General features: G+C 45.7%; 15 protein-coding genes and 1 pseudogene. 9 read left to right on the top strand and 7 right to left on the bottom strand.

Going from position 1 to position 22313, the window contains the following annotated elements; all coding sequences use genetic code 11:
- Positions 1-121 precede the first annotated feature (121 nt).
- Positions 122-2080 (bottom strand): Hsp70 family protein, encoded by a 1959-nt coding sequence (locus AB4167_RS12510; protein ID WP_372136601.1) that lies wholly within the window; start codon positions 2078-2080, stop codon positions 122-124.
- Entirely contained in the window at positions 2080-2712 is a 633-nt protein-coding gene (locus tag AB4167_RS12505) for a DUF2760 domain-containing protein (RefSeq protein WP_017060436.1), read from the bottom strand. Before AB4167_RS12505 ends, AB4167_RS12510 begins: the two co-directional genes overlap by 1 nt.
- 348 nt (positions 2713-3060) lie before the next feature.
- Between AB4167_RS12505 and AB4167_RS12500 the strand changes: the two genes are divergently transcribed.
- On the top strand, positions 3061-4599 hold the full coding sequence (locus AB4167_RS12500) for a sensor domain-containing diguanylate cyclase (protein WP_136979638.1): 1539 nt from the start codon (positions 3061-3063) through the stop codon (positions 4597-4599).
- Between the two features lie 87 nt (positions 4600-4686).
- Positions 4687-5217, top strand: a complete 531-nt coding sequence (locus AB4167_RS12495) for a 3'-5' exonuclease (RefSeq protein ID WP_017068784.1) — start codon at positions 4687-4689, stop codon at positions 5215-5217.
- 122 nt (positions 5218-5339) lie between these two features.
- Here the strand turns inward: AB4167_RS12495 and AB4167_RS12490 are convergent, their stop codons facing one another.
- From AB4167_RS12490 to AB4167_RS12480, 3 genes are all read right to left on the bottom strand, one after another.
- Positions 5340-5789, bottom strand: coding sequence for a TerB family tellurite resistance protein (locus tag AB4167_RS12490; protein WP_017060439.1), 450 nt, complete (start codon positions 5787-5789; stop codon positions 5340-5342).
- A 147-nt stretch (positions 5790-5936) separates the two neighbouring features.
- On the bottom strand, positions 5937-7964 hold the full coding sequence (locus AB4167_RS12485; RefSeq protein ID WP_372136600.1) for an alkaline phosphatase family protein: 2028 nt from the start codon (positions 7962-7964) through the stop codon (positions 5937-5939).
- A 24-nt stretch (positions 7965-7988) separates the two neighbouring features.
- Complete coding sequence (locus AB4167_RS12480) at positions 7989-8519, bottom strand: hypothetical protein (protein WP_029235374.1); 531 nt, start codon at positions 8517-8519, stop codon at positions 7989-7991.
- Between the two features lie 80 nt (positions 8520-8599).
- Here AB4167_RS12480 and AB4167_RS12475 point away from each other — a divergent pair, with 80 nt between their 5' ends.
- From AB4167_RS12475 to AB4167_RS12465, 3 genes are all read left to right on the top strand, one after another.
- Positions 8600-9928: a MipA/OmpV family protein gene (locus AB4167_RS12475; RefSeq protein WP_102428590.1), complete on the top strand. Its 1329-nt coding sequence runs from the start codon at positions 8600-8602 to the stop codon at positions 9926-9928.
- Positions 9929-10126: 198 nt separating this feature from the next.
- The gene (gene hrpA, locus AB4167_RS12470) at positions 10127-14170 is read left to right on the top strand and encodes an ATP-dependent RNA helicase HrpA (protein ID WP_372136599.1); all 4044 of its coding nucleotides are present in this window, start codon (positions 10127-10129) and stop codon (positions 14168-14170) included.
- 143 nt (positions 14171-14313) lie between these two features.
- Entirely contained in the window at positions 14314-14808 is a 495-nt protein-coding gene (locus tag AB4167_RS12465; protein WP_017065440.1) for an outer membrane beta-barrel protein, read from the top strand.
- 155 nt (positions 14809-14963) lie between these two features.
- On the opposite strand, the gene AB4167_RS12460 is transcribed toward AB4167_RS12465, so the two are convergent.
- Positions 14964-15746: a hypothetical protein gene (locus AB4167_RS12460; protein WP_136982515.1), complete on the bottom strand. Its 783-nt coding sequence runs from the start codon at positions 15744-15746 to the stop codon at positions 14964-14966.
- A complete protein-coding gene (locus AB4167_RS12455; RefSeq protein WP_017068790.1) occupies positions 15667-16446 on the bottom strand; it encodes a hypothetical protein in 780 nt (259 codons plus the stop codon). The genes AB4167_RS12460 and AB4167_RS12455 overlap by 80 nt, the downstream gene beginning before the upstream one ends.
- A 545-nt stretch (positions 16447-16991) precedes the next feature.
- Between AB4167_RS12455 and AB4167_RS12450 the strand changes: the two genes are divergently transcribed.
- The 4 genes and pseudogenes from AB4167_RS12450 to AB4167_RS12435 all read left to right on the top strand — a co-directional run bounded on the left by AB4167_RS12450 (position 16992) and on the right by AB4167_RS12435 (position 22282).
- Positions 16992-17777 (top strand): TetR/AcrR family transcriptional regulator, encoded by a 786-nt coding sequence (locus AB4167_RS12450; protein WP_372136598.1) that lies wholly within the window; start codon positions 16992-16994, stop codon positions 17775-17777.
- Positions 17778-17947: 170 nt separating this feature from the next.
- A pseudogene (locus AB4167_RS12445) lies at positions 17948-20189 on the top strand (efflux RND transporter permease subunit).
- Between the two features lie 44 nt (positions 20190-20233).
- A complete protein-coding gene (locus tag AB4167_RS12440) occupies positions 20234-21040 on the top strand; it encodes an outer membrane lipoprotein-sorting protein (protein WP_372136597.1) in 807 nt (268 codons plus the stop codon).
- A 9-nt stretch (positions 21041-21049) separates the two neighbouring features.
- The gene (locus AB4167_RS12435; protein WP_372136596.1) at positions 21050-22282 is read left to right on the top strand and encodes a hypothetical protein; all 1233 of its coding nucleotides are present in this window, start codon (positions 21050-21052) and stop codon (positions 22280-22282) included.
- The last annotated feature ends 31 nt before the right edge of the window (positions 22283-22313 follow it).

The raw sequence follows: 22313 nt of genomic DNA, 5'->3' as shown, positions 1-22313 counted from the left end.
TTTTTTGATAGCTTTGGTCTTATTGTTGTTATTCGTAAACGTCATTCCTGAGAAACAGGCAGGACTAGATTGAGAAATGCATTGATAAAGTAACGGCACCCGCTAAGGTGCCGTTGATTCATTATGCTTGTTCGTTTGAGTTGTTATTCGAGTCTTCACGAACATCGAACTCAACGTGCCACTTCTGACCGTTGTCAGTAGCAATCGCTTCTAGGTGTAAGGTGCCTAGCTCAGTAACGCGAGAAGCCAAAGTCACTGGAACCACTTCACCTTCGCGACGGCCTTCAGAAACCGGCAATGTCACTTGGATTTCAGGAAGCTCATCAAGCTCTTCAGGCGCCCAGTGATCAAGGTGCGTACCCGCTTCATCTTCACGACGAATGGTTGAACCGAAGAACTGGAAGTGTACTGGCTGACCAATCACTAGACCGAATTCTTGGCTAGGTACTTGTACGCTTGAACCTTCTTCCATACCAAATGGTGCAACACACAAAGCTTCCATCGGAGGAGCCATACCTGGGATAGCTGGCATCGCGCTTTCAATTCCTACGTAGTAAGAAGAAGCGATACCACCGCGGATACGAACGCCTTGGCCACGACGAACTGCGCCGTAGTATGAAGCGCCACTTGCAACCGCAAGGTCTAAATCTAAACCTGAAAGCTGTTTTGCGAACTCTTCGTCAGCATTGATCAACCATTCGTTGATCGTATCTGAAAGACGATCAGCAAGTAGGTTCGATTTTAGAACACCACCATTGAACAGGATTGCTGTTGGCTTGATGAAGTCTGCCGCTGGCGCTTCTGACCCTTGCGTACCGGGCATACCGGGCATGTTTGCAAACGGGTTGAAATCTTGCTGAGCCGTTTCGCTATTTCCAGAAAGCGCGTTCGCTTGCTTAGAAAGGAATGCGGCAATGTGACGAGTAATACCTGCGTCTTGAGCGTAAGGCAGACCCATTTGAGTCAGTGCGCCACGCGTCTTTTGTACAGGGTGCTCAGTTACAGCAACTTTAGGGAAGAAGCCGTCCACTAATGTTTGTTGAACTTCTTGCTGAGTCAGTTCTGTTTTCAGTGTTGCTCCAAGCAGTTTAGAACCACGGCTTGGAACAACGATAGGCACAGATTGCAGTTCAGCATCGTTAAGCAGTGCTTCTTTCGCATCACGACATGCGTGAGTCATTGCTTGAACCTGCCAAGGAGCCAGTTCTTTGCCTTCTTGCGCCAGTTTCATCTTCAAGCGGTAAGCCAGTGCTAAGTCCATGTTGTCGCCGCCAAGTAGGATATGTTCACCTACTGCGATACGGTTCAGGCTTAGGTTGCCGTCATCTTGTGTTACTTCAACTAACGAAAGGTCGGTTGTACCACCACCGATATCGACAACAAGAACGATGTCACCAACGTTTACTTCATCACGCCATGTGTCGTTGCTGTTATCAATCCAGCTGTACAGAGCCGCTTGTGGCTCTTCAAGAAGCGTTAGGTGAGTGAAACCAACATTACGTGCAGCTTCTGCTGTTAGGTCACGAGCCGCAGGATCAAACGAAGCTGGAACCGTGATCGTTACATCTTGGTCTGCCAGTTTGTGTTCTGGGTTTGCGTGGTTCCATGCGTCTTTAAGATGCTCAAGGTACAATTCAGTTGTCTTAAGCGGAGATACTTTTTCAACTTCTTCAGGGCTGCCTGCAGGAAGGAAAGCATCGCGACGGTTAACACCACCGTGGCATAACCAAGATTTTGCACTTGCTACCAAACGGATAGGGGTTTTAGAACCAAGGTTACGAGCAATTGCACCCACTAGCGCTTTTGGCTCTGAAGACCAAGGAAGAACGCGAGAGCCCGCATTCATTTCATGTTCGTGCGGTTGGTATAGGAACGAGCCAAGTTGGCTGCGAGTTTCTACTGTACCTGGCGCCGTCAGTTGAGGGATTTGCATCACCTCAACGCGAGCGTCTTCATTGCTTGTGTCTATGTAAGACAAAACGCAATGTGTAGTACCTAAATCGATACCAACACTGAACTTGGGTACCTGGTTTTGCTCTTGAGAAGATGGCTCTTGAGCTGAATGACTTTGGTGTTCCATTATAGCTCCACCTCTGCCGGTGCAATTACAGATGCATCGTAGTTTTCAGCAAGCTTAGGCAGGTTCATGTCAGTTGCTTTCCAACCTTTGTGAACTAGTGTGCCGTTGAATGGTGCATTGCCTGTTACGTTGCCAGTTAGGCGAATTTCTTGAGGGTTGAAACCTTCAGCGATAGTGATACGTGTTTCTTCATCTTCAGTGCGGATGTGAGACAGCGTTACGTAATCAGCCAATACTTTTTGACCGCCAGTGTGAATAACACGAGCTGCTGCGCCAACTTCTTCATCAGAGAATGACGTTAGGTCTTCTTTTAAGAAGTCGATAAGGCGCGCTTCTTGCTGCATGATAGACAGTAGCTGCATTGCAGAGTCTGTTGGTGCTGTAGCAAGCTTAGATTCAACTTCTACTACTTTTTCGATCACACGTTCAACTTCTACTACTTTCTCTACTTCGACAATTTTCTCAACTGGCTTTTCAACTTCAACGACCTTTTCTACTGGTTTTTCTACGACTTTCTCAACCACTTTGGTTTTACGAGAAACGGCAATTAACAGTAGTAAAACGCTTGATGCAGTTAGGCCTGCGTGAAGCATATCAAACGTTTGTGGGATTAGGTTCAAATCAACGATCATAGTGATTTCTCTTTAAAATTGATTTAACGGTATATTCGTCGGTTCAAAGGAATATACAGGTTGGAAAGAAACTCATTGGCACTAAGCCGAAACGGTCACTTTCAAGCTATAAATATGGATGGATACTAGCATATTCAAGGCTTAAGAGTGGTATTTAATGTTTTTAATCAAGTGGGTTTTTGGTGTGTTAGCTTGAAATTTAGTCGAGATTCGGTCGAATATTGGTCGTCGAAGTGAGGGCAAGGTAAACAATGCCCGTTTTATGTCAGTTTTAAGACTAAACAGAAATGGAGCATGATTCCCTTCCGTTATATACTTTTAACTCATTAGAGGCTATTTGGAAGCCACATGCCGCACACTACCGACCCACTTACAGGGTTGAAGAGACGAACTCTCCCATTGGTCGTATTTTTGGTCAGTTTTTTGATTACTGTGTTGTGTTTTATATTAGTCGCGTTAAACCAAAACCGCGCGTTAAATATGAATTTGGATAGCTTTGCTACTCACCAGACACTGAGTTTGGAAGCGTTTATCGCTAATGACGTGGCTTACATTGGTTCTGGTGCTAATTTTTTCTACGCAAATGATCCTGAAAACTGGGATAAGTTTGATCGTTTTGCACAACAAACGATTAATGTTTCAAAAAGTCTAATTGGCTTGCAGTGGATGCAAAAAGTGGCAGCAGACGAGATTGCCGAGCATACCGCTAAGATGAAAGAAAAATACCCGTCTTACGAGCTGTTCACTATTCCAAAACACGAAGCCAAAGTCTTTGGTTACATCTTAGATGGTGAGCCGGCGTTCATTGCTAGTGACCTGTATCCCAACACACAAGCAAACGACAATGTACTTGGCTTTTATTTTTCTCGTGAGCGCTTCAAGCTGGTTTTAGATAATATTAAACAGACACGTAAAGCGAATATTTCAGACAAAGTTCGCTTGCTTCAAGACGGCTTAGATCAAAATACACCAAAGACCGGCATGTTGGTCTATCACCCTGTGTTTGAAGGCGAAAGCGATAATCTACTTGGCGTTGTGATTGGTGTGGTTCGAACGACTTACTACTTTGAAAATCTACTGGCTTCGGCAGTGGGAGACATGGATGTCTATATTCGTGTTACCGATACGGGTTTCGAAGCAGAAAACTCCCCAATATTGTTTGAAACCGAGGGTTATGAAGCGGTATCTGGGCACCACATTACCAAAACAATCTCACTGACCAATCGAGATTGGAAGGTCGATTACAAAATAGATTCATGCATCTCTTTCTATGGTTATCTGGTGTTAACCGGAATCGCGTTAGTCGGAACAACTATCTCATTGCTGTTGGCGTATATCGTTAATATGCAAATCCGAGAGAAAGAGCGCTTGTATCAAATGCTTGATAAAAGAACAGAAGAGCTTCGTTTTCTAGCCAACCACGACAGCCTGACCGAGGTTTATAACCGACGTGCTTTCAATAAGATGTTAGATAAAGCGATACAGCGAAATGAACCCTTTAGTCTCATCGGATTTGATGTCGACAAGTTCAAAGGCATTAACGACCAATTCGGTCACCCTGCAGGGGATGCTTTACTCATTCATGTAATTAAATTGATTTCAGTGAGCTTGAAAGAGGGGGATAACCTGTTTCGTATAGGTGGAGATGAGTTCTGTATCATTTCTAGTATTACAAACCATGAAGCCCTAGAACGATACTTACAATGTATTCTAAGAACAGTGAGCCAGTCTCATTGTGAGCACAAAGGTCGACAGCTCAGTTGTACTTTGAGTATTGGTGCTGCTATTTACGCTAATGAAAACACGGAAGAGATTCTGCAAAAAACAGACAGTATGCTCTATCAAAGTAAGTCGAATGGCCGAAATCGAGTGACAATTGCAGGCTAAATGAGCACTTGATACAACTAGGGTCGAGTTCTGTATTGGGCTCATGTACAATTTCACAAAATTTTTGACGAGAGAATTAGGCGACGTATGAATCACAATCGAGTTGTGTGTTTCGATTTGGAAATGTGCTGTTGGAGCGAAGACGGTGTGGGAACAACAGGAGAGATCATTGAAGTTGGTCTTGCTGAGATTGATCTAGCATCCGGTACTATCGTGAAGCGAGCACAATACTACGTTAAGCCAGAGAAAGACGAAGTCTCTCTATTCTGTGCCGAGTTAACGGGCATTACACCTCGTAAAATCGAAAAGCAGGGTCGCCCATTAGAGTCTGTCATCAAGTCGATGATTAAGAACTTTGGTGGTCCCAAAAAAATCTACGCAGCGTGGGGACGTGACGACCTCATTTTACACAAAGAGTGTATTGAAAAAGGCATTGAACCTCCGTTTAGCGAGTTCTTAAACATCGCAACGCTTTACCGTGTTCAGAATCGCTTGAAAGACAAACGCATTGGTCACCGCGCTGCTCAAGAAGCCAAAAATATTGAGTGGGAAGGTCGTCAGCACTCGGGTTATGTCGATGCTTACAATCTTGCGAAACTCACATTAACTATGTTGTAGCTAAATTTTTAGCTCCTCTCAGCCCTGTTTAGTCAGCTTTCAGTTTACCGATTCAAAAAAGCGACCGGTTTCTTAACCCGTCGCTTTTATTTATTTCAGTTTCCAATTCATTATTTCAGGCACTAATTTTCGCCTAAAACACTTAACTTACTCTTGATGAAGTCACAGTGGTCGACGTAGAGCAGTTCTGCTGTTTTACGGATCACAGAATCTTCGATAGGGTCAATTTCCCCGTCGGCATGCGCTACTTCCCACATCGCTTTGATTAAGTCGATTCGCACTGGCTGAGATAGGTCTCTGAGTTGCGATGTAAAGTCATACAGCGATACTGATTGCTCTACTTTCGGCTCTGCTTGCGCGAGCAGTACCTTTGCTTGTTCTTCATCTAAATCCAGCAAACGCTGCAGAAGCTGTAGCTTAGCGACTCTTTCTGATTCATTGATCTGATGGTCGGCACCCGCGACTTCACACAACAAACTCGCGATGGCGATATTAGGTGATGTGCCTTGGTTTTTGCTTAGGTCCTGACCTTCAATCAATTGTTTAAACATTGATGTGAGAGAATTGAACATAACGAGCTCCAGTTAAAATTTGTATCGAGTTCCGTAACGCTGATAGCTATTAACTATAATTATAACTATTGGGTCTACAGAGTGTGATCGCAAGCGTCTTTACTAAAAACTGACATTACGGATACGCGAGCGATAAGGAGCATTTTATCAATCGGGCTCTGGGAAACGGGTAATTTTACCGTCGCCACTGAGTGTCGTGATCGATTGCGGTTTCCCATCAGTGTCTAGCCTCAATTCTCCAATCGCACTGCGGTTTGAAAGGCGATAGAAGGTCTGATTGTCAGGGCTTCGCTTTTCGATCTTCAAGCGTTTACGCTTAGTGAAGTAGTTCAAAACTGAGCGAGGGCTGTATAACAGACGGTCCCATACATCGCAGAATTTAAGCAGCGGAGCAGGGAACTGATTTTTAATACCACTGCAGGTGATTTGATAGATGTTCGGGCTGTTGCGACGATACCTAAGCTTGATGTCATAAGCGAAGGAGTAGTGAACATCGCCAGAAAGTACCACGAAGTTGGTCGGTGTTTTGGTATGGGTAAAGATGCTGATCAGCGTATTAGCACTGCCCGGATGTGCCATCCAGTTTTCAGCGTCAATCACTAATGGCTTGCCGATTGTGGTCGCCATCTTTTGCAGTGTTTCAATAAACTTCACGCCAAACATCGGTGCAGCAGAAACGATCACCACTTTATCTTGATTCATTAACTGATGTTGAAACTCAATCAGGGCTTCCCAGTCCATCAAACCTGAAGGTTTATTCATGCGTGACTCTGAACGCCAACGACGCGTACGAGTATCCAACACAATGACTTTGGGTGAGGTATCTATTGTGTAATGCCACTCTTCAAAGCGACTCAGCATCTCAATAAAGGCTTGATGCTTGTCTGGCTCGATGTTGCCAATAGAGTGAGTAGTCGCTGCATTGCCGGCTTCATTATGAGTTTGTTTACTAATGCGCGGTTGTTTAGTAATGAGCGGTTGAGCGACAAAAAGCTGTTTTGCTTGATCGATGAACGTTTCGTCGAAGCTCTCCGGTTTGTTACCCCAACCCTGACACATCCAGTAAGCCGCAAGGCCGTTACCAATGACTTGGGTCGCGAACTGGTTTTGGTCGACGGCATGCTCCCAACCCACGGTAAGGTTCCAATCATCCGTCACATCGTGATCATCAAAGATCATGTACGTTGGAATATGCGCGAACAGACGTTGCACTTGCGGTAAGCCAGCAATGAAATCATCCATGATGACGCTTTCATCACGCCATTGTTGCTGCTCAGTCGGTGTTAATTGGCGTCCACCTTGAGTGAAGTTATTCTCAATTAAACGCTCTCGATTGACGCATTGCCACAGTGTCGGAGACCAAACCAATAAGTACATCGCGATAAACTCAGACAGCGTGACCAAGTGGTTTTCACAATCGGTAGAGCTAAAAATCGGCACGCCACGGTTCGGGAATAACTTATCGAGCATGGATTCTGAAGCAGTGTGGTGCGGCAAATAGTGATGACGCTGGTATAAGTGGTATTCACTGTTATACAGAGCGTCACTGTTGTTGATTTGTTTAATTTGCGAGTCAGTCGGTAAGCTTTCGCCTACAAGGCCAAGCAGGTGAATCACTTGTTGAATAGCATCAAGTGTTGGGCCTGCCACATGGTCGGCGTAGATCTGATCGCCGCTCATCATCAGCATGTCGGGTCTTTCAGCGACGGTTTGATCGGCCATCTTGTTATCGGCTGCAACTAGGCTGTCTTTGCTTGGATGATGCGGGTTGCGGCAAGAGCCATGAAGAATGTAATCAGCTGAGGTCGATATCTTAAACTCAACGCGAGATTTACCGTTGTAAACAAGGTGAGGGGCGAGCTCTTTTAGTGAACCTGACTCTGTGTGAATGTCATATTCAAGCAGCGTATTAGTCGGAAACTCACCTTGTAAGCGAATTAGCGTTATCCACGCATGTGTACCGATTTGAATCGAATCATGTTCTTCAAGCGATGAGGTATAAAACGGCTGGTCTTGTGCTGCTTCAGAATCGTCTATTTCTTGAGTATGAAGCTCGGCTCTGCCTGTAAGAGGCGAGCTGGTGGCTAACCAAAGTACCACTTCAGTCGCGGTGGTTTTTCTTAAAATGGGTCCGGCGAGTAACAGGGGAAGAGATGATGTCGTAGAGGGTTTCAATACGGTACCTAAAATCGTTGGTGGCTAGTCGTCGTGGTGTTCTTTTGTTTCGATCTTATTTGTGTCTGGCTTTGTGGTTTCAAGCGTTGATGCTTCAAGTTCTACTGAGTCAGATTCTGTTGTTTTAAACTCTGCAATCTCAGGCTCTGCCATTTCAGATTCTGTTGATTCAAGAACTTCGATAACTTCTGAGCTAGAAAGTTCATGGCCCATTAGAAATATTGCCAAAAGGGCATCGGCTTTGGTCTTGGTATCGGAAGGCTCGTCTAATAACAGTTCGAGCTTTTCTCGAATCATAGCAATCTCGTGCTCAACAAAGCCACGGCCTTCTTCATCCCCTTGATTGTCTTCAGGGGCATTATCGAATTCAAGAAATAGCATGTCACCGTCTAGGTTGGTATCCACCAAACGCTCAGGCAACCACGCCTCACCCATAACAATATCTGGATCGGAATCTTTGGGTAAGTGATCTATAATGTTTTGTAATTCGGAGACTTTCACAATACTTTCATTTAACCGAGAATATTCTACATTGTAACGGTCAATGCCGAGCAAACCTAAAAATAGTTAGCCGTCATGGTTAATAAATGTCTAATCAGTAACACAATATTTTTTCAAAGAGTAATTACACAAGAATGAAGCTCAAATATTTACCGACTCTTCCTTCATCTGGATTGGTTTTACTAGGTAGCGCTTTCCTAAGTGGCATTTTCGTAAGTGCTAATGCGTGGGCCGCTGAAGAGCAAGAGTGGGGCATCGCTGCAATGTTCCGTACAGCAAGCATCCCTTATGACACGTCTGGTGGCGACCAATCGGTTAGCTCATTCGTACCGATGCTGTTTTTCAAGAACGATTATGTGTTTATTGACGGTACTGAGATGGGGGCATACCTCTATCAAACTGACGATGAGAAGTGGTCTTTCAATGCTATCTCTCGCATGCGCTTTATTGATATTCCTGCATCTGAGCAGAACGCGATTGAAGGCGATACGGCGGACTTTGGTGCTCAACTGACCTACCAACTTGATGATTCTTGGTCTGTCGAGACGGAGTTAATGAGCGACAGTGAATACAACTTCCACGGTAACTTACGAGCTAAAGCCAAGTATGAAACTGGAGATTGGGAGTTTTACCCGAGCGCGACGCTGCGTTATAAAAGTGCTGATTTCAACAGTGAGTATTACTCCGCATCTAATGAAACCATTGGTGCTGGTGTTGACTTAAATGTTGGTGTTGAAACGCGTTACCATGTGGTTTCTAACTTGTACTTATTGGGTTCAACCAGTGTGACTCGATTGGACGATAACGCTTACGATTCTTCGATTGTTGAAGACCGTTATCAGGGGGAATTGTACCTTGGCTTTGGTTTCTTTAACGACAAAGAGAAAGCGCCAAAACCTAAACTGAGCAATGCGCCTTACTTACGTGTCGCACACGGCTGGGGAACGCCATCCAATATTGGCGACATCATGAAGTTCAATAGAGAAAAAGACGAATACAACAACCAGTTGACCTCGTTCTTCTATGGACACCCATTAACTGATGAGATCTTCGGCTTGCCATTGGATATCTATTTGACCCCAGGTATTGCCCACCACTGGAGCTCAGACGTTCAATCAAGCAGCACCGAATACATTATCGCAATCAAAGCGTATTACACCTTTGATTGGCCAACTCAGTGGCGTGTTGGTGTGGCAGAAGGTATGTCTTACATCGATTCGATTACCTACATCGAAGGCTCTGAGATGGAGCGTAAAGGCTACACAGCCAGTCATCTGTTGAACTACTTAGACTTCTCATTCGATGTCAACGTTGGCGACTTGATTGGCAAGAATGACTTGAACAACTTATGGTTCGGTTATTCATTGCATCATCGTTCTGCGATCTTTGAAAAATCCTCTCAGTATGGTCGTATCAAAGGCGGCAGTAACTACAACACGGTCTACTTCCAATATGAGTTTTAAGCGCAGTTTTTAACGTTAGCTTTAAACCAGAGTTGACTAAGTACGAATTACATTTGACCGCGCTTTCATAGCTCCTGCGAGTGTTAGCGAGATTAATCAGCCTGATAGCTAAAGGTTTTCCCTTTGCTGTCAGGCTTTTTTGTTTGAGACTTGTGATATAATCGCGCGAGTTTAATAAGTACAAGAATAGGACACGCTTTGACTTCGTCTCCGGAAAAAGCAGATAACAACAAGAATGCAGCACAGCCAAGTTCTTCACAGAGCAAAGCGAAACCAAACCAAGCTGCATCGAAAAAATCTGCTGAACAATCAGCGAAAAACAACAAATCATCTCAGAATAGCCCAGCCTCTCTTCGTAAAGCGCTCAACGAATGTATGATACGCGATCGCTTCCGTTTGAGTAAGCGAATTGCTGGTGCGAGCAAAATTAAGAACGAACAAGCTAAGCACGCTGTCTTTGATGAGATTGCGTTAGACATTGCTAAGTCGATGATGACGGCAACTCAGCGTGCGGCACAGAAACCAACGATTGAATACCCAGAAATTCTCCCGGTTAGCCAAAAGCGCGAAGACATCGCGAAAGCCATCGCTGAAAACCAAGTGGTTATCGTGGCGGGTGAAACGGGTTCGGGTAAAACCACTCAGCTACCAAAAATCTGTTCTGAGCTTGGCCGCGGCCGCTTTGGCTTAATTGGTCACACTCAGCCCCGTCGTCTTGCGGCGCGTTCGGTTGCGAACCGTATTGCTGAAGAGATGGAAACACAGCTGGGTGAGTTCGTTGGTTATAAGGTTCGATTCAACGACCAGATTTCTGACAATACCCAAATCAAACTGATGACCGACGGTATTCTACTGGCGGAGATTCAACACGACCGTTTCTTAAATCAGTACGACACCATCATTATCGATGAAGCGCACGAACGTAGCCTGAACATCGATTTCATCATGGGTTACCTGAAAGAGTTACTGCCAAAGCGTCCTGATCTGAAAGTGATCATCACGTCGGCAACCATCGATCCAGAGCGTTTCTCTAAGCACTTTAACAATGCACCGATCATTGAAGTGTCTGGTCGTACTTACCCAGTTGATACGCGTTACCGCCCATTAGGTGGTGATGAAAGTGATTCAGACCGCGACCAAATCGAAGGCATCTTTGAAGCCGTTGATGAGCTGTGTGATGAAGGCCTTGGCGATATCTTGATCTTCATGAACGGTGAGCGAGAAATTCGTGATACCGCAGATGCATTAAGTAAACGCAACCTTCGTGATACCGAAATTGTCCCGCTTTACGCGCGTCTATCGGCGGGTGAGCAGAACCGTATCTTCCAGTCTCATACTGGTCGACGCATCGTTCTGGCAACCAACGTGGCAGAAACCTCGTTAACCGTTCCGGGCATCAAGTATGTTATCGACCCGGGTACGGCGCGTATTAGCCGCTACAGCTATCGTACTAAAGTACAACGTCTACCGATTGAGCCAGTGTCTCAAGCGAGTGCAAACCAGCGTAAAGGTCGTTGTGGTCGTGTTGCAGAAGGTATCTGTATTCGTTTGTACTCTGAGGAAGATTTCGAGTCACGCCCAGAGTTTACTGACCCAGAGATTCTTCGTACTAACCTAGCATCGGTTATCCTTCAGATGACAGCGCTAGGCCTAGGCGATATTCAAGCGTTCCCATTTGTTGAAGCGCCCGATAAGCGCAACATTCAAGACGGTGTAAGGCTGCTTGAAGAGCTTGGTGCGATCGCCACCGTTGAACCGTCAGCGAACAAAAACAAGAACCACGGCGACGACAAGAAGAAGCTAACCGCGATTGGTCGTAAGCTGGCAAAACTGCCTATCGATCCACGTTTAGCGCGTATGGTAATTGAAGCGCCACGTAACCGATGCCTACACGAAGTGATGGTGATCGCGTCTGCGTTGTCGATTCAAGATCCGCGTGAGCGTCCATCAGATAAGCAACAATCGTCTGATGACAAGCACAAGCGCTTCTTCGATAAAGAATCTGACTTCATCACGTTTGTGAACTTATGGGATTACATCAAGCAGCAGCAAAAAGCGCTGTCGAGTAACCAGTTCCGCAAACAGTGTAAGCAAGATTACCTCAACTATTTACGTATCCGTGAATGGCAAGATGTGTACTTCCAAATTCACCAAGCAATGCGTGAGCTGGATACTAAGTTGAATACAGAACCGGGCAGCTACGATGGCATTCACATGTCACTGCTATCAGGTCTGCTTTCGCACATCGGTATGAAAGACCAAGAGAAGAATGAGTATCAAGGTGCACGTAATGCGCGCTTCCATATCTTCCCTGCGTCTGGCCTGTTTAAGAGGCAACCTAAGTGGATCATGTCTGCTGAGCTGGTGGAAACCTCAAAACTTTGGGGTCGTGTTATCGCGAAGATTCAACCTGAATGGATTGAACCACTAGCGAAACACCTGATTAAACGCAGCTACAGCGAACCACATTGGTCGAAGAAACAAGCAGCGGTAATGGCACACGAAAAAGTGATGCTTTACGGAATCCCAATCGTAACTAAGCGCCTTGTGAACTACGGCGCGATTGATGCCACCGTCAGCCGTGAGTTGTTTGTACGTAGTGCATTAGTAGAAGGTGAGTGGGAAACCAAACACGCTTTCTTCAAGCAGAACCGTAAGCTTCTACAAGAAGTCGAAGAGCTAGAGCATAAATCGCGTCGTCGTGACATCTTGATCGACGATGATGAACTGTTCGATTTCTATGACCAGCGTGTTGGTGAAGAGGCGGTTTCTGGCCGTCACTTTGATACATGGTGGAAGAAGACCAGTCAGAAAACCCCTGAGCTGCTTAACTTTGAAAAATCGATGCTGTTCCGCGGTGATGCTAGCCACGTTACCGATCTGGATTACCCGAACTTCTGGCACCAAAACGGTATCAAGCTCAAGCTGAGTTACCAATTTGAGCCGGGCGACGATAACGATGGTGTAACGGTACACATTCCGCTGCCTATCTTGAACCAGATCGACCAGAACGGTTTTGATTGGCAGATCCCGGGTCTACGTCAAGAGCTAGTAATTAGCTTGATTAAGTCGTTACCTAAAACGCTACGCCGTAACTTTGTACCTGCGCCAAACTACGCAGATGCATTCTTGGCACGTGTGACACCGCTTGAAGCACCGTTACTGGATTCTCTTGAGAAAGAGCTACGCCGCATGACGGGTGTGGAAGTGGTACGTGATGACTGGAAGTTAGACCAGATTCCAGAGCACTTAAAGGTAACATTCCGCGCTGTAGATCATCGCAAGCGTAAGCTGAAAGAACAGAAAGATCTGCATGAGTTGAAAGAGAGCCTGAAAGACAAGGTTCAAGAAACGCTTTCTAAAGTGGCAGACGACGATATCGAGCAGCAGAACCTGCACACGTGGAGCTTTGGTGAATTACCAAAAGTCTACCAACAGAAACGTGGTGGCTACGATGTTAAAGCCTTCCCTGCGCTGGTGGATACCAAAGACAGCGTAGAGATCAAACTGTTCGAAACCGAGCAAGAGCAAATCTCGGCAATGAAATCGGGTCAGCGTCGTTTAATCTTGTTGAACGTGCCATCACCGATCAAATACTTGCACTCGAACCTGCCGAACAAATCGAAACTTGGCTTGTACTTCAACCCATACGGACAGGTACTCGATCTTATCGATGACTGTATCGCTTGTGGTATTGATAAGCTGATTGAAGAGAAGGGCGGTTTGGTTTGGGAACCAGAGCAGTTTGAAGCTCTGAAAGAACACGTACGTGCAGAGCTGGGTGATACCGTAGTAGAGATTGCTCAACAGGTTGAAACCATCCTAACCACGGCATTCAGCATCAGTAAAAAGCTGAAAGGACGCGTGGATCTTTCTATGGCATTCGCACTTTCTGACATAAAAGCTCAAGTAGAAGGTTTGATTTTTAAGGGTTTTGCCACAGAATGTGGGTGGAAACGCCTGCCGGATATTCTACGCTATATGAGAGCGATTGAACGCCGCATGGAAAAACTGCCAATTGACCCGAATAAAGATCGTCTTCACATGATCAAAGTTGAGTCAGTAATGAATGATTACAAAGAACTGCTGAATAAAATTCCAAAAGGGATCGCGGTTCCAGAAAATGTAAAAGAGGTGCGTTGGATGATAGAAGAGCTTCGTGTAAGCTTCTTCGCACAGCAGCTCGGTACGCCTTACCCAGTATCAGATAAGCGTGTTAAAAACGCGATTGATGCTTGCTAAAGGAATAAAGCTAGACGCAATGGCAAGGTTTGGGTATAAATCTTGCTTATTGCATTACTAATTGAATAGTTATTACATACAGGGCGACTTGGTGGCAATTTATTACCACTCAAGGCCTGCCACTAGGACGAAAAAGGTCGAATATGAAAAAAACGTTATTGGCACTAGCACTACTAGGTGCATCTTCAACAGCAATGGCTGATTCTTGGTTGTACGGCGGTGTAATGGGTGGTCAAAACTCATTCGCTGGTGAAGATGAAAACGCGGTGGGCATCCACGTAGGTACAGGTATCCTTCCACTAATCGGTGTTGAAGCGGGTTACTGGGATCTAGGTTCTTTCGGCAGCGTTAATTACGGCAACCGCGATCTTAAGAATTTAGACGCAAGCACTGCTTACCTAGCGATTAAACCAAGCATCGATTTTGGTCCTCTTCACGTATACGCGAAGGGTGGTCTTCACTCTTACGAGCTTAAAGCTGATGGCTTCAAGCAAGACGATGTTGATATCATGTACGGTGTAGGCGCTGAATACTTCATCTTTGGTCCACTATCTGTAGGCGCTAGCTACCAAAACTTCAAAATGAAAGATGACGACTCTGGCGTATTCACGCTAAACGCAACTATCCACCTACTGTAATTACTTGCAGTCAGTGACAGACGTACCGTTGGTCACGGATATTTGTAGAGTTCGTAAGAATTCGTAAAAAATGCCAGCTTGATAGCTGGCATTTTTGTATCTGTTAACCGTGTAATCGCTACTCTGTTTTCTTATAACAGATAGCAAGCGGATGGTTACTTTTTACTGTTCAGAATACGCTGAATTCTTGGGTTAATCGCTTTACCGTGTTTACTTTCGTACTCTTCACGTTTTAAATCGTTCAGGTTCTTTACAGAGTTAGCGGCAAGAAGGAATTCTGGTAACTCAGTTTCAAGCATGCCTTTCTCATCTAAACGTTTCGCTTCCAAGTAATACTTCTTGAACAGGCCATCGAGTTTGTTTTCAGCCGTGCGCTTTAAATCGTACAGTTTATTCTGGATTAACCATTGTTCAATCTTATTATCTGCAGAGCGTGACAACACTCGAATACGGCTATCCAACAACTCCTCTTCAGTCAAAGAATCTTTCAGGATCCAAAGCTCACCCATTTGCGGCGGCCAACTGTTGCCAAGTTGAATACGTTCATGACAGTGCATTAGCACGCGGTTAAGGCCGTCTGAATCGACTGAGTTGGCAAACTCAATGAACTTACCGCTTGGCTCACTACCGTACTGATATTCCCACTGCGTTTCGTACACGCTCAAGAAAGAGCCGAACACGTGAATACACCAATCGGTTAGTTCCAGCTCTGCAGGATCTTGATCAACAACAGGTACTTGTTGAGACGCACCAGAATCCGCAGCTTGTGCAGCCGCTACTTTCACTTCGGTACTTTGCGCTTCAATCACTTCAGGTACTAATGGACCTGTAGCGTCAGGTACAAAAGGTTGAGCTGGCTCAGAAGGTTGGCTTTTTGCCTTTTTGAATGAGCTGCTGCCTGAAGCGTTCAGATGGGCTAAGCTTTTGTCTATACCCATTTCCTTGAGCTTGTCCTGCATTTCCTGAATATTGAGAGGTCTTCTGCTGTTGTTGTCTTTCATTTTGCTTCTCGTTAACTAGCCAGTACTGCAGCTTGGATTCAATCCGAGATAATGGCATTAATTCATTGGCTTTGGCTTTATACCAGAGGACAAATTTCTTCCATACTAAACTATGGTCACCGGTCAAACCGGAGAATTTAAACGCACGTTCTGCCCATGATGGTATCTCTTCTTCGTTGAGATCATGAGTAGAGACGGTGTTGCTGTTCATTGAGCCTCGACCTTGTGGGCGAGGGGCCTGCTGCATATGTTGCATTGGTGCCGGAGCAGGCTGAAACTTAGGTGCAGGTGCAGGTGCAGGTGCAGGTGCCGTAGAGTAGACCGGAATACTATTGGTCGGTTGAACCTCAACGTGCGCCGCAGTTTGCTCTTGCTCAATGAGCATTTTGAAAACGTGAATCTCTTTTTTATCCCGATAATCTACTTTTACCTTATCGAGAAAACCTTGGTCGACTAAACACTTAAGACAGTCGGCTAAACCAAACGTAGAGAGAGCACAAAGTTGACCTGCTGTTTGTAGGCACACATTGGTGTAGCCGAATTCGTCAGCACCGTCTGCAAGCATCAATAAAACCAGCTTTTCTGCAGGGCTAGAGGTATTCACTTGCCAAGCTAAATAAGAATATTTGGCGCTCAATATCGTGTTCTCAAAAAAGGTAAGTCGTTGTCACTATTGTAAGTCACCCCTTACCGAATTTATAGCAACTTAACAGAAAACGGCATTAGTAAGCCAAATATTGACCATAAGGAGACGTCTGCCCCATAAAGTAAGCCTACAGTCATTCATTCTTGTGGTTTAAGCTAGGAATCATTGGGCATGAATACGCATAGCAGCTTAAAGTGCCGACATTCTTTGTTAGGTTAAGAATGCCCAATTCGCGTCCACATTCTGTTGGTCACAATACAGGTCTTCTTTTAAAGTCTTCTCTTTAGGTCAACTATTGATGATTTTCTTAGCTATATCCCATTTATTCTCTTTCCATTCACAAAATGTATTTAATTTATAAAACCCCTTGATATGATCAATATTTGCGCTATTATGACGATAAGTCAGAAATGACGAAGCGTCACAAAATGGTTAACTACATGAATTTACTATTCGTGTTAATATATTGGATAGGAGTGTTTTAAATACTGGCGAAGCTTAGATAACGGCTAAGCTCATATACGGACTAAAAAATTATGTTTGGCTTTGGTTGTAAAGGCGATAAACAAGGTATCTTTGGTTGCAAAGGCGTGTTGTCTAAAAAGCAGCAGTCTATTGCAGACCGAGAAGTAGAGTTGATGTTGTTAGCAAAAGATCTAGTTCGAGAACAAGGGTTCGGAAACCTCACGATGGACAAGCTAACGGCAGCGAGCTCTTATTCTAAAGGTACGATATACAATCACTTTTGCAGCAAAGAAGACGTCGTTTTAGCGTTATGTATTCACTCTCTCAAGACAGAAGCAATGATGTTTGCTCGCTCTGGAGAGTTTGAAGGCAACACACGTGAAAAGATCGTCGCATTGCACGTTGCTTACCGAATCTATGCTCGCATGGAACCGGTACTATCAACCTGTGCGATCATGGCTAAAAGCCCGTGGGTACTAGAGAAAGCGTCTAGTGCACGCGTCGCCGAGATGAATGAACTGGAAGAGTTGGTGATTGAACAATGCGACTCTATGGTTAACCAAGCGGTAGAAGCGGGTGACCTAAAGTTCTCTTCTGGCGTTGGCTCAGATGCCATCGTTTTTGCTAACTGGTCAATCGCATTTGGTTCAAATGCCTTGTCACAGAACGCATCAAACAGTCATTGTATTAAGCGGTTACAAGACCCGTATTCAGTATTACACAACGCGAACATGATTCTAGACGGCCTAAATTGGCATCCCCTTTCTAGTGACTGGGATTACCGCAAAACTTGGCGTCGTGTAGAACAAGAACTGTTCAGTGAAGAGATCGCTTACTTAGAGTCTGTAGGTCGATAGCTTCCGTTAAGCCCACAATGTGGGTTTATTAATAACCATTTTTGACGATTCGTCACAAACTTGAGACTGACCGACTGTGGTTGCTGTTTTCTTGAGTGTTTGACTAAGCATTGTGTCTTTTGTCAGCTTCGGCTGGCTTTTTATGACACAAATATGACGAATCGTCACAAATGGAGACTGTGATGAAACATGACAGCCAGAAGCCCACGTTCGATCAGCAAAACCGAGATAACCCTAATGCTGATAGCGCAAACACAGATCTAAACAGTTGGCACTCAATACCTACCAAGCGTTCGTTTATCGTTCTGCTGGTGGTGTTTTCAATCATCATTCTCTCTGCATTAGGGGCTAAGAACCTCTACTTTAGAGGGGACTACAACATCTTCTTCGAAGGCACCAACAAGCAGTTGATGGCGTTCGATGAAATCCAAACCACCTTTGCAAAAACCGACAACCTTGCGATTGTTGTCGCACCTGAAGATGGCAATGTCTTCACCCCTGAAACTCTCACCCTGATTCAAAATCTCACGGTTGATGCGTGGCAGATCCCGTATTCAAGCCGTGTCGATTCCCTTGCTAATTATCAGCACACCGAAGCCATTGAAGATGATCTTTTGGTAGAAGACTTGCTGTATGAAGAGTACGAACACACACCAGAACGCATCGCCAAAGTAAAACAGATCGCCCTTAACGAGCCGTTGCTTAAGAATGCCTTGGTGTCGGCCTCTGGCGATGTGACGATTGTGAACGTCACCGTGCAACTGCCAGAAGTGGACAAAACCGCAGAAGTGCAAGAGGTGATTGCGGCAATCAATACCATGATCGGCAAGTACCAAGCTCAGTATCCTAATGTCGAATTCCATAAAGCGGGCATCATAGCCATGAACAACGCATTTATGACTTCGGCTCAAGAAGACAGCTCAACGCTCGTTCCCTTGATGCTGTTGGTAGTACTGGTGTTCCTGACCTTTATGCTGCGCTCGTTCTTTAGTGTGGTGGCGACGCTCATTGTGATCATCTCTTCGATTGTTGCCACCATGGGATTGTCTGGTTGGGCAGGGATGTTCTTGAGTACCGCAACCGTGAATGTGCCAACCTTGGTTTTAACTTTGGCGGTGGCCGATTGTGTTCACGTGATTGTGACCATGAGACAAGCTATGCAGCGCGGTATGGAGAAAGCACAAGCCATTCAATACAGCATCAAGCTCAATGCGATGCCGATTCTGATCACCTCGGTGACCACTGCGATTGGTTTCCTGATGATGAACATGTCGGACTCACCAGTGCTGCGTGATTTCGGTAACTTGTCGGCACTGGGTGTACTTATTGCGTGCTTCTTGTCTGTGACTATGTTGCCAGCGTTGCTAAAACTGCTGCCAGTCAAACGTCTACCTGCCAACCCTCAGTATCGCAGTGAAAACTAACGAGTCTCAAGCGATTGCTGATCCTGTGTTCTTGCAAGCAATTGGTGACTTTACTAAGTGGCTACGCGTTCAACCAGAAACTGACCATGTGGCAACGCTTTCTGATGTTTATATGCGTTTGAACAAGAATATGCATGCCGACGACGACAGCTACTACAAGCTACCGCTGAACCGTGAACTTGCCGCGCAATATCTGCTGCTTTACGAAATGTCTCTGCCGTACGGCTTGGACTTGAACAACCAGATCAACGTCGATAAATCATCGATCAAAATGGTACTCACCGTCGATAACCTTGGCAGCGTTGAGCTAGTCGAACTCGAAGAGCGCATTTACTCATGGTTTGCAGCCAATGCACCGCAATATGAAGTGGTGGCTTCGAGCCCGTCACTGATGTTTGCTCATATTGGCGAAACCAACATGGCGAGCATGCTATCAACTTTGCCTATCACCCTAGTGCTTATCTCTGGCTTGATGATCTTTGCATTGCGCTCGGTTCGCTTAGGCATGATCAGCCTAGTGCCCAACATTGCGCCTGCGATCATTGGCTTTGGTTTATGGGCGCTTATCTCAGGTGAAATCAACCTCGGTTTGTCAGTCGTGGTCACGCTCACGTTGGGTATCGTGGTTGATGATGCGGTGCACTTCTTGAGTAAATACCAGCGCGCAAGAATCGAAGGGAAATCAGCAGAAGAAGCGGTTCGATACGCTTTCCACACCGTAGGTCGCGCTTTGTGGATCACCACTGTTGTGCTAGTGGCCGGTTTCTCTGTACTGGCGATGTCGAGCTTCAGACTCAACTCCGACATGGGCTTACTCAGCGCGATTGTGATTTTCATTGCGCTGGTGGTCGATTTCATCTTGCTACCAAGCTTACTGATGATCTTCGACAAACAGACCCACTATTCAGCTAAAACTCAGCACGAATCAAAGCCAGATACCAAGTCGCAGCCTAGATCGACAGCCGAACTGACTACTTCGACCAAATAAGGAAACGTCGGCCTGCTGCGGTGGGCTGACTCAAGGAGATATTTATGAAAAGCGTTAAACAAACATTCGCTACTACATTACTTACTGTTAGCTCGTTGGCACTGAGCACATTCGCCGCTTTCCCAGCATTAGCAGACCCAGCGAAAGGCTTAGAAATTGCCGAACAACGCAAAGCCGTCGATATGGGGTGGGGCGATTCTGTCGCAACCATGGAAATGCTACTTCGCAACAAACAAGGCGAAAGCAGCTCGCGCCTAATGCGATTGAAGTCGTTAGAAGTGGATGATGATGGCGACAAAGGGCTGACCATTTTTGATGAGCCGCGTGACGTAAAAGGCACGGCTTTCTTGAACCATTCACACATCTCTAAATCGGATGACCAATGGCTGTACTTGCCTGCGTTGAAACGTGTAAAACGCATCTCTTCGCGCAACAAATCTGGCCCGTTTATGGGCAGTGAATTTGCGTATGAGGACTTAAGCTCGTTTGAACTTGAAAAGTACACCTTCAACTACATTGAAGACGCGAAACTGGAAGGCGTAGACACCTTTGTTTTAGAGCAAGTACCGACCGATAAAAACTCAGGCTACACCATGCAAAAGGTATGGCTAGACCAACAGCACTACCGCCCAATGAAAGTCGAGTTTTACGACCGCAAAGGCGCACTGCTTAAAACTCTATCGTTCCAAGATTACAAACAGTACCTAAACCAATACTGGCGCGCACACACCATGGCGATGCAAAACCATCAAACAGGCAAAAGCACGGTACTAACCACGACAGATTTAGTGTTCCAGACAGGTCTTAAAGACAAGGATTTCCAAAAGAACACACTAAAACGTGCGAAATAAGGCAGGAATATGAAAAGGATTGTGGCAACAGGAACCCAATTATCCTTAACCTTGGCGGCGACCGTCGGGCTTATGCAGGTGTCGTTGCCTTGTGTGGCGGCAGGCTTTAGCTCTGAGTTCGTAGAACAGGTCACCCCGGAGCTAGCAGGGCAGGTTAACCTTGAACATAGGCAGTTCTTTAGCGACGGCTTACAAGGGCAAGACAAAGGACAAAGCTCACTGGTGTTGCAGCCAGAGTTTTACTGGGAGCAACAAGAGGGCAACGGCAGTATTACCTTCACCCCGTTTTATCGCCTAGACAGTGAAGACGATGAACGAACTCATGGTGATATTCGCGAAGCCTTGTATTTAACCTATTGGGATGATTACGAACTGCGAGCGGGTGTTGGAAAGGTATTTTGGGGCGTAACCGAATCGGCGCATTTAGTGGATGTGGTAAACCAGACCGATGCCATTGAATCGGTCGATGGCGAATCCAAGTTAGGTCAGCCTATGGTGCACTTCACCTCGATAAAAGAGTGGGGCACCATAGACGCCATGTTACTGCCGTATTTTCGTGAGCGTACCTTCGCAGGCGAAGACGGTCGATTAAGGCCAACCGTGCCAGTATCGGACGATGCGCTTTACGAATCTTCACGAGAAGAAAAACACGTTGATGTGGCATTGCGTTACAGCCAAATGTACGGTGATTGGGATGTCGGTTTAAGCTACTTAGGCGGCACAAACCGCGACCCTTATTACCGTGTGGAAGGCAATCAACTCAAGCCATACTACGCCCAAATGCAACACTTCGGATTGGATGTTCAAGGCATTATCGGTGACTGGTTATGGAAGCTGGAAAGCATTTATCGCGACAGCTACGACAACCATACCGGCGTGGCGACAGGCTTTGAATACACTTGGGTAGGGGCGCTTGAATCGTACTGGGACATCGGCTTCATCGCTGAATACCTGTATGACAGCCGAGGCAACAATGCCCAAACCATCGGCCAAAATGATGTGTTCCTTGGGGCACGTTTCGCTTTGAACGATGAAGACGGCACCGAAGTGCTTACTGGTATCACTCAAGACTTAGATAACAGTGATGTCTACAGTGCCAAGCTAGAGGCATCGAGCCGTATTAACAACAATCTCAAGTGGCGACTGAATGCTTGGTTGTTTGAGAACGAAACCCCAGAGGACTTGTTGTTCTTCGCACGCAAGGATGAATTTGTTGAGATGGCGTTGGAATATTATTTCTAATGTTAGCTTCGTGGGGCGTTCCTGTTGGGGG

Source organism: Vibrio sp. 10N.286.49.E11 (genome assembly GCF_041469505.1).
GTDB classification, from domain to species: domain Bacteria; phylum Pseudomonadota; class Gammaproteobacteria; order Enterobacterales; family Vibrionaceae; genus Vibrio; species Vibrio crassostreae_C.
This window is presented reverse-complemented; position numbering and strand designations above follow the sequence as displayed.